The sequence below is a fragment of the Pseudomonas sp. FH1 genome (assembly GCF_000510895.2).
Lineage (GTDB): Bacteria > Pseudomonadota > Gammaproteobacteria > Pseudomonadales > Pseudomonadaceae > Aquipseudomonas > Aquipseudomonas azotoformans_A.
Map to the genome: position 1 here is coordinate 47,396 of NZ_AOHM01000036.1, position 15,140 is coordinate 62,535.

The following is a 15,140-nucleotide window of genomic DNA, read 5'->3' on the forward strand; positions in this document are numbered from 1 at the left end:
CATGACCGTGATCAAGCAAGACGACCTGATTCAGAGCGTTGCCGACGCCCTGCAATTCATTTCCTACTACCACCCCGTTGATTTCATCCAAGCCATGCACGAAGCCTACCTGCGCGAAGAATCGCCAGCGGCCCGTGACTCCATCGCCCAGATCCTGATCAACTCGCGCATGTGCGCCACCGGCCATCGCCCGATCTGCCAGGACACCGGTATCGTTACCGTGTTCGTGCGCGTGGGCATGGACGTGCGTTGGGATGGCGCCACCATGGGCCTGGACGACATGATCAACGAAGGCGTGCGTCGCGCCTACAACCTGCCGGAAAACGTCCTGCGTGCTTCTATCCTGGCCGACCCTGCAGGCGCGCGCAAAAACACCAAGGACAACACCCCGGCGGTCATCCACTACTCCATCGTCCCGGGCAACACCGTGGAAGTGGACGTGGCGGCCAAGGGCGGCGGTTCCGAGAACAAGTCGAAAATGGCCATGCTCAACCCGTCCGACTCGATCGTTGACTGGGTATTGAAGACCGTTCCGACCATGGGCGCCGGCTGGTGCCCACCGGGCATGCTCGGCATCGGCATCGGCGGCACCGCCGAGAAAGCCGCGGTAATGGCCAAGGAAGTGTTGATGGAGTCCATCGACATCCACGAGCTGAAAAAGCGCGGCCCGCAGAACCGTATCGAAGAGATGCGCCTGGAGCTGTTCGAGAAGGTCAACCAACTGGGCATCGGCGCCCAGGGTCTGGGTGGCCTGACCACCGTGCTCGACGTGAAGATCATGGACTACCCGACCCACGCCGCATCCTTACCGGTGTGCATGATCCCCAACTGCGCCGCCACCCGTCACGCGCACTTCGTGCTCGACGGTTCGGGCCCGGCATCGCTGGAAGCCCCACCGCTGGACGCCTACCCGGAAATCGTCTGGGAAGCCGGCCCATCGGCCCGTCGCGTCAACCTCGACACCCTGACCCCGGAAGAAGTGCAGAGCTGGCAGCCGGGCGAAACCGTATTGCTCAACGGCAAGATGCTCACCGGTCGCGACGCCGCGCACAAGCGCATGGTCGAGATGCTGAACAAGGGCGAAACCCTGCCGGTTGATCTGAAAGGTCGCTTCATCTACTACGTCGGCCCGGTTGATCCGGTGCGCGAAGAAGTGGTTGGCCCAGCCGGCCCGACCACCGCGACGCGGATGGACAAGTTCACCCGTCAGATCCTCGAGCAAACCGGCCTGCTGGGCATGATCGGCAAATCCGAGCGCGGCCCGACTGCGATCGAAGCGATCAAGGACCACAAGGCCGTGTACCTGATGGCCGTGGGCGGCGCCGCCTACCTGGTGGCGCAAGCCATCAAGAAGTCGCGCGTGGTGGCCTTCGCCGAGCTGGGTATGGAAGCGATCTACGAGTTCGACGTGAAGGACATGCCGGTCACCGTTGCTGTCGACAGCAAAGGCGAATCCGTGCACATCACCGGTCCTGCCATCTGGCAGAAAAAGATCAGTGAAAGCCTGGCGGTAGAAGTGCAGTAAGCGCTTCCCCTGCAAACATAAAGGCGACTGTGGCCATGGCCCAGTCGCCTTTTTTATGGCTCATGGTATGGTGCACTCCCTTACCGTGCCTGCCCCTCACCGTATGATCGTGATCCCTCGCCCCCTGCGCCTGACCTTCTATTCCCTGCTGATAATCGCCGGCGCGCTACTGGCCGCAGCCTGGGCCACGCGCCATGCCGAACGCCAGGCGCTGGTGGACGACGCCGCCCGTGCCAATCAGCAGCTCGCGCTGTACGCCAACTCGCTGCATACCCTGATCGAACGCTACCGCGCCCTGCCTGCGGTGCTGGCGCTGGACTCGGAGATGATCAATGCCTTGAAGGGCCCGCTGGATACCGCGACCCAGGACCTGCTCAACCGCAAACTGGAGCGCATCAACGGCGCGGCGCAGTCGTCCACCTTGGAATTGATGGACCGCACCGGCCTGGCCGTGGCCGCCAGCAACTGGAACCTGCCGAGCAGTTATGTGGGGCACAACTACGCGTTTCGCCCCTACTTCAGCCAGACCTTGAGCCAGGGCACCGGGCGCTTCTATGCGGTGGGCGTAACGACCGGCATCCCCGGTTACTTCCTCTCCAGCGCGGTGGTCGACGAACACGAACAGTTCCTCGGTGCGATGGTTGTGAAACTGGAGTTCCCCGAACTTGAGCGCGAATGGGCCCAGGGCAATGACCTGCTGCTAGTCAGCGATGCGCGTGGCATCGTGTTCATCGCCAATCAACCCGGCTGGCGTTACCGCAACCTGCGACCGTTGACGGCCAGCGACCTGGCCGAGCTCAAGGCCACTCGCCAGTACGACAAAAAACAACTGCAGGCACTCGAAACCAGCACTCTGCAACGCTTCGACGAAAACAGCCATTTGATGCGCGTCAACGGTCCGGATGGCAGTGCCAATTACATCTGGGAATCCCTGCCGCTGAAGGCCGAAGGCTGGACCCTGCACCTGCTGCGCAAGCCGCAGGTCGCCTTTGAAGATCAGCGCAACGCCGGGTTGGCCGCCGCCGGTTCCTGGCTGGCGCTGGTGTTCCTGGTGCTGTTCCTGACCCAACGTTGGCGCCTGGCCCGCTTGCGCCAGCGCAGTCGCGAAGAGCTTGAGCAACTGGTGGAAGAACGCACCCAGGCGCTACGCACGGCCCAGGATGGCCTGGTGCAATCTGCCAAACTGGCGGCGCTGGGACAGATGTCCGCCGCCCTCGCCCACGAAATCAATCAGCCACTCACCGCCCAACGCATGCAATTGGCCACTTTGCGCCTGCTTCTGGATCACGGCCGTGTCGATGATGCTTACAAAGCACTCACGCCACTGGACGACATGCTCACGCGCATGGCCGCCCTCACCGGCCACCTCAAGACCTTCGCGCGCAAAAGCCCGAGCGGCCTGCGTGAACGCCTGGACCTGGCCACCGTGGTCGACCAGTCGCTGCACCTGCTCGATGCGCGCCTGCGCGATGAATCCATCGGCGTGGTGCTGGACCTGACCCGCCCCGCCTGGGTGCGCGGCGATGCGATCCGCCTGGAACAGGTTCTGATCAACTTGCTGCGCAACGCCCTCGATGCCATGGCCGACAAGCCGCGTAAACGCCTGGAAATCCGCCTGCATGCCGACCAACAGCTGTGGCGACTGACCGTCAGCGACAGCGGCGGCGGGATTGCCGACGAGCACCTGAACAGTGTGTTCGACCCGTTCTTCACCACCAAGCCTGTGGGCGATGGCCTCGGCTTGGGGCTGGCGGTGTCCTACGCTATCGTGCACGAATTGGGTGGGCGCCTGATCGCCGGCAATCGTGGCGACGGCGCGGTGTTCACCCTGACGCTGCCTATCGCGCTGGAGACGCCCGACCTATGTTGAACGCGGTGATTGTGGTCGATGACGAAGCCAGCATCCGCACGGCCGTCGAGCAATGGCTGAGCCTGTCGGGTTTTGAGGTTCAGCTATTCAGCCGCGCCGAGGAATGCCTGGCGCAATTGCCCAAGGATTTCCCCGGCGTGATCCTCAGCGATGTGCGCATGCCCGGCCTCAGCGGTCTGGAGCTGCTGGCCGAAGTGCAGCGCCGCGATGCCGATTTGCCCGTAATCCTGCTCACCGGTCACGGCGATGTGCCGATGGCGGTTGAGGCCATGCGCGACGGTGCCTACGACTTCCTGGAAAAACCCTTCAGCCCCGACGCCCTGCTCAACAGCCTGCGCCGTGCCTTGGACAAGCGCGGGCTGATCCTGGAGAACCGCCGCCTGCACCAGCAGGCCGATCATCGGGCGCAGTTGGAAACGACCCTGCTGGGTGTGTCGCGAGGTTTGCAAACCTTGCGCCGCCAGGTGCTGGACCTGGCGAGCCTGCCGGTCAACGTACTGATCCGTGGCGAGACCGGCAGCGGCAAGGAAATGGTCGCCCGTTGCCTGCATGATTTTGGCCCTCGGTCGAAGAAACCCTTTGTCGCGCTCAACTGCGCCGCCATCCCCGAGCAGTTGTTTGAAGCCGAGCTGTTCGGCCACGAAAGCGGCGCGTTTACCGGCGCCCAGGGCAAGCGCATCGGCAAACTGGAATATGCCCATGGTGGCACGCTGTTCCTCGACGAAATCGAAAGCATGCCACTGGCCCAACAGGTGAAACTGCTGCGTGTGTTGCAGGAACAGAAACTGGAGCGACTGGGCTCCAACCAAAGTATCCACGTCGACCTGCGCATCATCGCCGCGACCAAGCCGGACCTTCTGGAAGAGGCCCGCGCCGGGCGCTTTCGCGAAGACCTGGCCTATCGCTTGAACGTCGCACAATTGCGCCTGCCACCCTTGCGTGAACGCCGCGAAGATATCCCGTTGCTGTTCGACCACTTTGCACAGAGTGCCGCCGAGCGCCTGGGCCGCAACGTCGAGCCCCTGAGCGGCGCGCAACTGGGGCGCCTGCTCAGCCACGACTGGCCGGGCAATGTGCGCGAACTGGCCAACGTCGCCGAACGCCAGGTACTCGGCCTTGGCGAGCCGGAACCGGAAGGCATCGAGGCCGGGCAATCCCTGGCCGCTCAGCAGGAGGCCTTCGAAGCCCACTGCCTGAAAGCCGCGCTGACCCGGCACAAGGGTGATATCAAGGCCGTGCTGGCCGAGCTGCAACTGCCACGCCGTACCTTCAATGAAAAGATGCAGCGCCACGGGCTCGCCCGCGACATGTTCCTGAAGGACGAATGAGCGGATTTCCGCTCATCACCTGAAAATCATCAGCGGCTTTCCGCTCAATAAAAACCTGCAACCCTTCTATTCCGGGCCTTCATCCATCTGGCACAGCTCCTGCTATAGCTCGAGTCAGGCTGCGCACGCGCCGCTCCATAAAAACAACTAGATGAAGGATCCTTCAATGGATAACTCCAACGCCCTGCCTCTGGGGTCGGCGGCCGCGCCGACGAAAGAGCGCACTACCTCCAGCCGCATCAAATCGATTTTCAGTGGTTCCGTCGGCAACATGGTCGAGTGGTACGACTGGTACGTCTACGCCGCGTTCTCGCTGTACTTCGCCAAAGCCTTCTTCCCGAAAGGCGACACCACCGCCCAACTGCTCAACACCGCCGCAATCTTCGCCGTGGGCTTCCTGATGCGCCCGATCGGTGGCTGGCTGATGGGCCTGTATGCCGACAAGGTCGGGCGTAAAAAGGCCTTGATGGCCTCGGTCTACCTGATGTGCTTCGGCTCGCTGCTGATTGCCCTGAGCCCAGGCTATGAAATGATTGGTATCGGTGCGCCGATCCTGCTGGTGTTCGCCCGTTTGCTGCAGGGGCTGTCGGTCGGCGGCGAATACGGCACCTCCGCCACTTACCTCAGCGAGATGGCGACCAAGGAACGCCGTGGTTTCTACTCCAGCTTCCAGTACGTAACCCTGATCTCCGGCCAGCTCATCGCCCTGGCCGTGCTGATCGTGCTGCAACAACTGCTGACCACCGAGCAACTGTACGCGTGGGGCTGGCGTATCCCGTTCGCCATCGGCGCACTGTGCGCAGTCGTCGCGCTGTACCTGCGTCGTGGCATGGAAGAAACCGAATCGTTCACCAAGAAGGAAAAAGCCAAGGAAAGTGCAATGCGCACCTTGATGCGCCATCCCAAGGAGCTACTGACCGTGGTCGGCCTGACCATGGGCGGCACCCTGGCGTTCTACACCTACACCACCTACATGCAGAAATACCTGGTGAACACGGTCGGCATGAGCATTTCCGACTCCACCACCATCTCGGCGGCGACGCTATTCCTGTTCATGTGCCTGCAACCCATCGTCGGCGGGCTGTCGGACAAAGTCGGCCGTCGGCCGATCCTGATCGCCTTCGGCATCCTTGGCACGCTGTTCACCGTGCCGATCCTCACCACCCTGCACACCATCCAGAGCTGGTGGGGCGCGTTCTTCCTGATCATGGCGGCGCTGATCATCGTCAGCGGCTACACCTCGATCAACGCCGTGGTGAAGGCCGAGCTGTTCCCTACCGAAATCCGCGCCCTCGGCGTAGGCCTGCCGTACGCCCTGACCGTCTCGATCTTCGGCGGCACCGCTGAATACATCGCGCTGTGGTTCAAGAGCATCGGCATGGAAACCGGTTACTACTGGTATGTGACCGCGTGTATCGCGGTGTCGCTGGTGGTCTATGTGACCATGAAGGACACGCGCAAGCACTCGCGCATTACCACGGACTGACGTTTCACCTGCAATGCAAAAGGGGCTGTGTCAGCAGATGACACAGCCCTTTTTTTGTTTTGAAAACCACCAACTGTGCAGTGCACTATGACCGCCTCCCAGAACTGCGCACCAGGAACCCCGGCCATGTCCGACGATATCCATTTCTACGAACCCGCCAACGGCCACGGCCTGCCCCATGACCCGTTCAATGCCATCGTCGGCCCCCGGCCCATTGGCTGGATTTCGTCCCACGACAGCCAAGGCCGCCTGAACCTGGCGCCCTACAGTTTTTTCAACGCGTTCAACTACATTCCGCCGATCATCGGGTTTTCCAGTGTCGGGCGCAAAGACAGCCTGAACAACATCGAACAGACCGGCGAGTTTGTTTGGAACCTGGCGACCCGCCCGCTGGCCGAGCAGATGAACCAGAGTTGCGCCCCGGTATCACCCGAGGTGAATGAGTTCGAATTGTCCGGCCTGACGCCGGTCGCTTCCAAGATCGTGGGCGTGCCACGGGTGGGCGAGAGCCCGGTGTCGTTCGAGTGCAAGGTGACGCAGATCATCCAGCTTCAGCGCGCCGACAAAGCATTGGTGCCTAGCTGGCTGGTGCTCGGCGAAGTGGTCGCGGTGCATATCGCCAAATGGCTGCTCAAGGACGGCATCTACGACACCGCCGCCGCCGAGCCGATTTTGCGCGGTGGCGGCCCGGCGGATTACTTCCAGTTGGGCCCTGAGGCCCTGTTCAAGATGCATCGACCCAAGGCTTAGGATTCGGCAGCCCACGCCAACTGACCTTCTTCGTCGACATCGACCAACCGCTCCAATTGCAGGGTGGCCGCATCATCGGCGTCGGAGGCGGTCTTGAACGTCTGGCCATCAAGGATCTTGTGAAACCGGGGTGCGCCCATGCCATCCAGTGCCTTGACGGCGACGGCGGCGCTGTAGCCACCCTCCCCCGGTACTACGGCGGAAACGGCTTCGTGGTGGGCAAATTGTTTACGTGCCATGTTGCAGGTCCTGGCCAATGGAAAGTCGGCCATTCTAGACCTTCAGCCGGCGAGTTGCAGGTACTCGCCATAGGCGTGTGCAGCGGATGCGTCAGTAAAGGTCTGGAAGTCCATGCTGCGGACCACCATGTCGTTCAACAACTCGGTCAGGATCATCAGGGCTGGTGAGTTGAAGTAGGCGCTCATCGCCTCCTCACTGCTCCAGAAACCGGAGATCAACCAGACATCTGGATCGACCTGGGAATGCTGCAACGAGAATTGCAGGCAACCCTGAGCCTGACGGCCCGGTTCGATCAAACTGCTCAAGCGTGCACCGAGTTCGGTGCTGCACCCGGTGCGGGCGCGGATAAAGGCCATATGGCTCGCGGGAATGGGGGTGGACATGTTCGACTCTCCCGTTGAGAAGTGATGCTCGGCAAGCACTGTGAGGGCGTGTTGCCACAGGATCAAAGATAACGGCGCGAGTGCGGGCGCGGTTAGTCAATTCCTGTCGGCTTATTGCACAATCCTGCGAGAAGCGTAGAGAGCACGTCTGGCGCAGCTGTTTTATTCCATGGGCCAACGCCTTGTTTCAGGGAGATGACAGGTGTTGCGATTGCCTGATTCACGATGCGCCGCAGGATCAGGCAAGGATTGTGCAGAATCGACGTAACACTTTTTGAAAAGCCGCCGCTAAGCTGAGCCCATCGAAGTAGCCAGTAGAGGACGCTCCATGTCGTCGCCCGAACATAAAGCCATCCCCCTCGATGCCGAGATGGAAAAGCAGCGCGCCGAACTGGCCAGCATCGTGCACCGGCATACCTGGGAGGACGGCTCCTACGGTACCGCCATCACCACCTTGTTCCTGAACCGCCACAACACGCCGCGTGACTTCATGCCGGTGTTGGTGGAGCCCGCTCTGTGCATCCTGGCCAGCGGCAGCAAGGAAGTGCGCCTGGCTGACGAGATCTTTGCCTACGACCCACTCAATTACCTGGTGTTCTCGGTGGCGATGCCGGTGGCTGGGCGGATCATCGAGGCCACCCCGGAAGACCCGAACCTGTCGGTGCGCATCAATATCGACCCGGCGCAGCTAACGGCCTTGATCGCAGAGGCAGGCCCGATGGGGGTGCCGTCGCGCCCGACCTCCCGTGGCATGTATGTCGACCGCATCGACGGCCAACTGCTCGACGCCGTGCTGCGCCTGGCGCGCCTGCTGGACTCGCCCAAAGACATCGCCATGCTGGCGCCGCTGATCAACCGCGAAATTCTTTATCGCCTGTTGCGGGGTCCCCAGGGTTATCGCCTGTATGAAATCGCCGTGGCCAACAGTCAGAGCCATCGGGTCAGCCAGGCGATCAAATGGTTGAACGGCAACTACGAGCAACCGCTGCGCATCGACGATCTGGCCAAGGAAGTGAACCTGAGCGTCTCGACCCTGCACCACCGCTTCAAGGCCATCACCGCCATGAGCCCGTTGCAGTACCAGAAGCAACTGCGCTTGCAGGAAGCCCGGCGGTTGATGATTGCCGAAGGGTTGGAGGCGTCGGCGGCCGGGTATCGCGTGGGATATGAAAGCCCGTCGCAGTTCAGCCGGGAGTACAGTCGGTTGTTTGGGGCGCCGCCCCTCAGAGATTTGGCCCGGCTGCGCCAGAGCATTTAGTCGAGCGTGCGCGGCAGTTGCAGGGTCACCCGCAACCCACCCTCACGCAAATTCTGCAGACTCACTTCCCCGCCATGGCTATGGGCAATGTTGCGCGCAATCCCCAGCCCCAGCCCGTAGCCCTGTTGCTGCCCGGCCAGGCGGAAGTGCGGTTCGAAGACTTGCTCCAGGCGTTGCTCGGGTACGCCGGGGCCTTCGTCATCCACATGCAGGATAAATTCCACGCCATCGTCTTCGATGCGCAGATGGGCGTTCTGGCCGTACTTCAACGCGTTGTCGATCAAGTTGCCGATGCATCGCTTGAGCGCCAGCGGCTTGCCCGGATACGTCGTCAACGCCCGGCCATGCTGGGTCACGCGACCATTGCCGTTCGGCGCCAGATACGGTTCCACCAGGCAGTCGAGCACATGGTTCAGGTCGACCGGCTCGATGTTTTCGTGGATATCCGTGTCTTTCACGCATTGCAGCGCGCCCTTCACCAACAACTCCAGCTCATCCAGGTCGCGGCCGAACTTGGTTTGCAGGTTCTCGTCTTCCAGCAATTCCACACGCAGGCGCAGGCGGGTGATCGGTGTGCGCAAGTCGTGGGAAATCGCGCTGAACAACTGGCTGCGCTCGGTCAGGTAACGGCTGATGCGCTCGCGCATGGCATTGAACGCCCGCCCCACTTCCACCACTTCGCTGCCGCCACCTTCGGCCACCGGCTCTACGTCGGCGCCCAGCGACATGTCCCGCGCGGCCCGCGCCAAGCGCTTGAGAGGGCGACTTTGCCAGTGCACCAGCAGGCCGATGAACAGCAACAGGAAACCGCTGGTCAGCACGATAAACCACACCTGCTGGGACGGCAGGCCTTGTTCTTCCAGACTGGTGTAGGGCTCGGGTAGTAGCGAGGCGATGTACAGCCATTCGCCGGGCGCGAGCTGGATTTGGGTGACCAGTACCGGCGGGTTTACCGGTTCTAGGGTCAATGCGTAGTGGGCCCATGAACGCGGCAATTCATCGAGTTTGAGACCGGCATTGAAGATGCGCAGGTCTTCGGCGCTGACGAACTCCACCGAGATATGCACATCGGCGCCGAGGGTCTGTTTCAGCACTTCATCGACCGCTTCAAGCACGGCCTGCTTACGCGGGGTCTGCGGCAGGATGGCCATGTCCAGCGGACGATCATTGAGGGTCACGACGAAACGCGTGCCGCCCATGCTGCGCAATTGGTCGAGGACCAATGGGCGATAGGCCACCGGCAATGAACGGAAATAACTCACGCTGGCGGTCATCGAATGCGCCAGGCTGCGGGCGCTGGTGACCAGGCCTTCGAGCTGGGTGGCACGCAACTGCGAGACCCAGATCACGCTGGACAGCGCCTGGGCAAACAACACTGCCAGCAGCGTCAGCAGCAGCATGCGCCCCAGCAAAGAACGGGGCACCGGGAAGCGGCGGCGGCGCTCAGTCAGATGTTCAGTGGGCATTGCCGGCAACCACGCTGGCTGCCAGTTGATAACCGCTGCCGCGCACGGTACGGATCAGCCTCGGGGGTTTTTCAGTGTCGCGCAGGCGTTGGCGCAAGCGGCTGACGGCCATGTCGACGATACGGTCCAGCGGCATCAGGTCACGGCCACGGGTAGCGTTGCCGATGGTGTCGCGGTCGAGGATCTGTTGCGGGTGGTCGAGAAACAATTTGAGCAGGGCGAAATCGGCCCCGGAAAGGATCACTTCCTCGCCATCCACATGGAACAGGCGGTGGCTGATCATATCCAGGCGCCATTCATCGAACACCAACACTTCGCCACCACTGCTGCGTTCCTGGCCAAACTGGCAGCGACGCAACAGAGCTTTGATCCGCGCCTGCAACTCGCGGGGGCTGAAAGGCTTGCCGATGTAGTCGTCGGCGCCCAGCTCCAGGCCGATCACGCGGTCGGCCTCGTCGGAACTGGCGGTGAGCATGATGATCGGCACCTGCGCCTGGCGTGGGTGCTGGCGGATCCAGCGGCAAAGGCTGAAGCCGTCTTCGTCCGGCAACATCACATCGAGGATGACCAGGTCGCATGGCGCCTCGTTCATCGCCTGGCGGAACCCCGCGCCATCCGGCACGCCACGCACCTGGAAACCGGCGCGACTGAGGTAGGTCTGCAGCAATTCGCGGATTTCCTGGTCGTCGTCGACGAGGAGAATCGATTTACTGATTACGCTCACGGGGTCCTCCTTGTTGTTATAAGTGTTGCAGGTCAGGCAAACGCCTGTTCCAACGCGACGCCGGCCCCGGTCAACCCGGAATACGGCGCGGTTACCAACCACACCGGAATGCCCTTGAAGTAGTCGCTCATGCAGCCCTTGTCGGCGAAACTCTTGGCAAAGCCGCTGTTGATAAAGAAGTCGGCAAACCTCGGTATCACCCCACCCACGATGTACACGCCACCGCGTCCACCGGTGGTCAGCACATTGTTGCCGGCGACGCGGCCCAGCCAGATGCTGAACTGGTCCAATACTTCCATCGCCACCGGGTCGCCGGCCAAGCCTGCGGCCGTGATGGCCTCGGGGGTTTCCAGTACCGGCGTGTGGCCGTCGACCGCGCAAATGGCACGGTACAGACGCGGCAACCCGCCACCGCTCAAGGCGGTTTCGGCGCTGACGTGGCCGATCTCAGTGTAGATGTGCTGCCACAGCTGGGTTTCACGCGGGCTGCTCAGGGGCAGGTCGACATGCCCGCCCTCCCCCGGCAACGCCGCAAAACGACCTGCGCCGAGGTCCAGCAGCGTCCCGACTCCCAGGCCTGTGCCAGGGCCAATCACTACCGCCGGGCGCAACGGCTCCGGCGTACCCTCGCACACCACACGGAATTCGTCGGGCTTGAGGCGGGTCATGCCCAGGGCCATGGCCGAGAAGTCATTGACCAGCAGCAATTCATCGACCTGCAACGTCTTGCAAAACGCAGTCTTGCTCAGGCGCCAGTGATTGTTGGTGAACTTAAATTCATCACCGCTCACCGGCCCGGCCACCGACAGGCACACCGCACCGATTTCGCCGATTTGCAGGCCTTCCTCGTTGAGGTAAACCTTGATCGCGTCTTCAGGGCTGGAGTGATCCGCCGTGGCATGCACGCGGATCGAATGCAGTTCCTGATCGCGCCACAACGCGAAACGGGCGTTGGTGCCCCCGATATCACCGACCAGCGCAAGCTTCACTTAAGCGTCTCCAAGGCAGAGGTAAAGGCGCTGGCGCCCTGCTCTGCGGAGCTTGCGGCCAAGCGCATAAATGCAAACAGCTCGCGACCGGCCCCCACGTTATTGCCCAACAGGCCCGTGGCAGGCGCGCGCGCTGCAAATTCGTCGGCGTCCACCTTAAGCTCCAAGGTGCCCTTCACGCCATCCACGCGAATGATATCGCCATCGCGCACCCGCGCCAGCGGCCCGCCGCTCTGGGCTTCGGGGTTGACGTGAATCGCGGCGGGGATCTTACCCGACGCGCCGGACATGCGCCCGTCTGTTACCAGTGCGACTTTAAAGCCACGGTCCTGCAACACACCGAGGAACGGCGTCATCTTGTGCAATTCGGGCATGCCATTGGAGCGCGGGCCCTGGAAGCGCATGACGGCCACGAAGTCTTTTTCCAACTGGCCGGCCTTGAACGCGTCGGCCAGGTCTTGCTGGTCCTGGAACACCACCGCTGGCGCTTCAACAATCTGGTGCTCCGGCGCCACGGCTGACACTTTCATCACGCCGCGACCGAGGTTGCCTTCCATCACACGCAAGCCGCCTTCCGACGAAAACGCTCGGGCCACGGGACGCAGGATGCTTTCATCGAGGCTTTCGATCGGGCCATCGCGCCATATCAGTTCGCCGTCGACCAGGAAGGGTTCCTGGGTGTAGCGGCTCAAGCCAAAGCCTGCCACGGTGTTGACGTCTTCGTGGAGCAGGCCGGCCTCAAGCAGTTCGCGGATCAGGAACGACATGCCGCCCGCCGCCTGGAAGTGGTTGATGTCGGCCTTGCCGTTTGGATACACGTGGGACAGGGTCGGCACCACCTCGGAGAGGTCGGCCATGTCGTCCCAAGTGAGGATGATGCCCGCCGACATGGCGATGGCCGGCATGTGCAGGGTGTGGTTGGTCGAACCGCCGGTGGCGTTGAGGGCGATGATGGAGTTGACGATGGATTTCTCGTCGACGATCTCGCCGATCGGCATGAAGCTGCCGTTGGCTTTGGTCAGGCGCGTGACCTGGTGCGCGGCTTCGCGGGTCAGCGCATCACGCAGCGGCGTGTACGGGTTGACGAACGAGGCGCCCGGCAGGTGCAGGCCCATCACTTCCATCAGCAGCTGGTTGGTGTTGGCGGTGCCGTAGAAGGTGCAGGTGCCGGGGCTGTGGTAGGACTTCATCTCCGATTCCAGCAGCTCTTCGCGGGTGGCCTTGCCTTCGGCATAACGCTGACGCACATCGGCTTTCTGCTTATTGGAGATGCCCGACGGCATCGGCCCGCCCGGCACGAAGATCATCGGCAGGTGGCCGTAGCGCAACGCGCCCATCATCAGGCCGGGGACGATCTTGTCGCAAATGCCCAGCATCAGCGCGGCGTCGAACATGTTGTGGGACAGCGCTACCGCCGTGGACATGGCAATGACTTCACGGCTGAGCAGGCTCAGCTCCATGCCAGGCTCGCCCTGGGTCACGCCATCGCACATCGCGGGAGTGCCGCCAGCGAACTGGCCGACCGAGCCGACTTCGCGCAAGGCTTTCTTGATTTGTTCAGGGAAATGCTCGTACGGCTGGTGCGCCGAGAGCATGTCGTTATATGACGAAACAATTGCCACGTTGGCGGCATTCATCATGCGCAGACTATTTTTATCTTCAGTACCGCAACCGGCCACGCCGTGGGCGAAGTTGGCGCATTGCAGCTTGCCGCGCATCGGACCGTCGGTGGCTGCACCGCGAATGAGCGCAAGGTAGGCCTCGCGGGTGGCGCGGCTACGGGCGATAAGCCGTTCGGTGACCTCAAGAACGCGGGGATGCATGTGTAGAACTCCAGGCTAACGGATGTGGCGACCTGAGTGTCTATGCTGATCAAACGCCCGCAGCGCATGGGATGGCAGGGAGTCGTTTGGATCATCGGACCAGTTGATTCAGGTCACTCGTTGTAGATTGAACAAAATATTGCCACTAAAAAGGCTTGTTTTCTATTTTTATGCGAATAATCTTGTAATTCTTACAACAAATCGACGACAGGCACTTTCCAATGACTCTTCGTATCGCAATCAATGGTTTTGGCCGTATCGGCCGTAATGTCCTGCGCGCACTGTATACCCAAGGCTACCGCCAGGATTTGCGGATCGTCGCCATCAACGATCTGGGCGACAGTTCGATCAACGCCCACCTGCTCAAATACGACACCGTGCATGGCACTTTCGACGCAGAGGTCGCCCACGATCAGGAAAGCCTGACCGTCAATGGTGACCGGATTGCCGTCAGTGCCATTCGCAACCCCGCCGACCTGCCGTGGGCTGCGCACAAGATCGACGTGGTGTTCGAATGCACCGGTCTGTTCACCGACCGTGACAAGGCTGCCGCCCATATTACCGCCGGCGCGCGCAAGGTGATCATCTCGGCACCGGCCAAGGGCGCGGACGCCACCGTGGTCTACGGTGTGAACCACGACATTCTGCGCCAATCCCACCAGATCATCTCCAACGCGTCGTGCACCACCAACTGCCTGGCGCCTGTGGCCCAGGTGCTGCACCGCGAGTTGGGCATCGAAAGTGGCCTGATGACCACGATTCACGCCTACACCAATGACCAGAACCTGACCGACGTCTACCACACCGACCCGTACCGTGCGCGTTCGGCCACCCAGAACATGATCCCGAGCAAGACCGGCGCAGCTGAAGCCGTCGGCCTGGTGCTGCCGGAACTGGCGGGCAAGCTGACCGGCATGGCGGTGCGTGTACCGGTGATCAACGTGTCGCTGGTGGACCTCACCGTGCAGTTGAAGAAAGAAGCCACTGCCGAACAGGTCAATGCGTTGCTCAAGGATGCCAGCCAGCATTCCAAGATCCTTGGTTACAACACCTTGCCGCTGGTTTCCAGCGACTTCAATCACAACCCGTTGTCGTCGATCTTCGATGCCAATCACACCAAAGTCAGTGGCAAATTGCTGAAAGTGTTGGCTTGGTATGACAACGAGTGGGGCTTCTCCAACCGTATGTTGGATAACTGCCTGGCGCTGTGTAACGCCGAATAACCCTCACGGGAAAAGGCTCACAGAAATAGCTACTTGCCATTTGCGTTGATGATAAGCATTATCATTCACTGCAAA

At 61.7% G+C, this 15,140-nt stretch carries 13 protein-coding genes; 7 read left to right on the forward strand and 6 right to left on the reverse strand.

The window, feature by feature from the left end; all coding sequences use genetic code 11:
* Nucleotide 1: 1 nt before the first annotated feature.
* From H096_RS12560 to H096_RS12580, 5 genes are all read left to right on the forward strand, one after another.
* Nucleotides 2-1,525: a fumarate hydratase gene (locus tag H096_RS12560; RefSeq protein ID WP_016971118.1), complete on the forward strand. Its 1,524-nt coding sequence runs from the start codon at nt 2-4 to the stop codon at nt 1,523-1,525.
* Between the two features lie 103 nt (nt 1,526-1,628).
* A complete protein-coding gene (locus tag H096_RS12565) occupies nt 1,629-3,395 on the forward strand; it encodes an ATP-binding protein (RefSeq protein WP_033898529.1) in 1,767 nt (588 codons plus the stop codon).
* Nucleotides 3,389-4,723, forward strand: coding sequence for a sigma-54 dependent transcriptional regulator (locus H096_RS12570; protein ID WP_033898530.1), 1,335 nt, complete (start codon nt 3,389-3,391; stop codon nt 4,721-4,723). Before H096_RS12565 ends, H096_RS12570 begins: the two co-directional genes overlap by 7 nt.
* Nucleotides 4,724-4,889: 166 nt before the next feature.
* Entirely contained in the window at nt 4,890-6,209 is a 1,320-nt protein-coding gene (locus H096_RS12575; RefSeq protein ID WP_033898531.1) for an MFS transporter, read from the forward strand.
* A 126-nt stretch (nt 6,210-6,335) separates the two neighbouring features.
* Complete coding sequence (locus tag H096_RS12580) at nt 6,336-6,959, forward strand: flavin reductase family protein (protein ID WP_033898532.1); 624 nt, start codon at nt 6,336-6,338, stop codon at nt 6,957-6,959.
* On the opposite strand, the gene H096_RS12585 is transcribed toward H096_RS12580, so the two are convergent.
* Both H096_RS12585 and H096_RS12590 read right to left on the reverse strand, forming a co-directional pair.
* On the reverse strand, nt 6,956-7,198 hold the full coding sequence (locus H096_RS12585) for a hypothetical protein (protein WP_033898533.1): 243 nt from the start codon (nt 7,196-7,198) through the stop codon (nt 6,956-6,958). The genes H096_RS12580 and H096_RS12585 overlap by 4 nt on opposite strands.
* A 42-nt stretch (nt 7,199-7,240) precedes the next feature.
* Entirely contained in the window at nt 7,241-7,582 is a 342-nt protein-coding gene (locus H096_RS12590) for an antibiotic biosynthesis monooxygenase family protein (protein WP_028617774.1), read from the reverse strand.
* Between the two features lie 328 nt (nt 7,583-7,910).
* On the opposite strand from H096_RS12590, the gene H096_RS12595 reads away from it, so the two are divergent.
* Complete coding sequence (locus H096_RS12595) at nt 7,911-8,840, forward strand: AraC family transcriptional regulator (protein WP_016975491.1); 930 nt, start codon at nt 7,911-7,913, stop codon at nt 8,838-8,840.
* Here the strand turns inward: H096_RS12595 and H096_RS12600 are convergent.
* Genes H096_RS12600 through edd form a run of 4 tightly spaced genes read right to left on the reverse strand, consistent with a single transcriptional unit; the run spans nt 8,837 to nt 13,842 of the window.
* Nucleotides 8,837-10,264 carry an ATP-binding protein gene (locus H096_RS12600; RefSeq protein WP_161630237.1) on the reverse strand — a complete coding sequence of 476 codons (1,428 nt, stop codon included), beginning with the start codon at nt 10,262-10,264 and terminating at the stop codon, nt 8,837-8,839. The two genes, H096_RS12595 and H096_RS12600, sit on opposite strands and share 4 nt — an antisense overlap.
* A 31-nt stretch (nt 10,265-10,295) precedes the next feature.
* Nucleotides 10,296-11,030: a response regulator transcription factor gene (locus H096_RS12605; RefSeq protein ID WP_016975493.1), complete on the reverse strand. Its 735-nt coding sequence runs from the start codon at nt 11,028-11,030 to the stop codon at nt 10,296-10,298.
* 32 nt (nt 11,031-11,062) lie between these two features.
* Entirely contained in the window at nt 11,063-12,019 is a 957-nt protein-coding gene (locus tag H096_RS12610; RefSeq protein ID WP_033898534.1) for a glucokinase, read from the reverse strand.
* Entirely contained in the window at nt 12,016-13,842 is a 1,827-nt protein-coding gene (gene edd / locus H096_RS12615; RefSeq protein WP_033898536.1) for a phosphogluconate dehydratase, read from the reverse strand. The genes H096_RS12610 and edd overlap by 4 nt, the downstream gene beginning before the upstream one ends.
* A gap of 221 nt (nt 13,843-14,063) precedes the next feature.
* On the opposite strand from edd, the gene gap reads away from it, so the two are divergent.
* Entirely contained in the window at nt 14,064-15,065 is a 1,002-nt protein-coding gene (gap, locus tag H096_RS12620; protein WP_033898537.1) for a type I glyceraldehyde-3-phosphate dehydrogenase, read from the forward strand.
* Nucleotides 15,066-15,140: the final 75 nt, after the last annotated feature.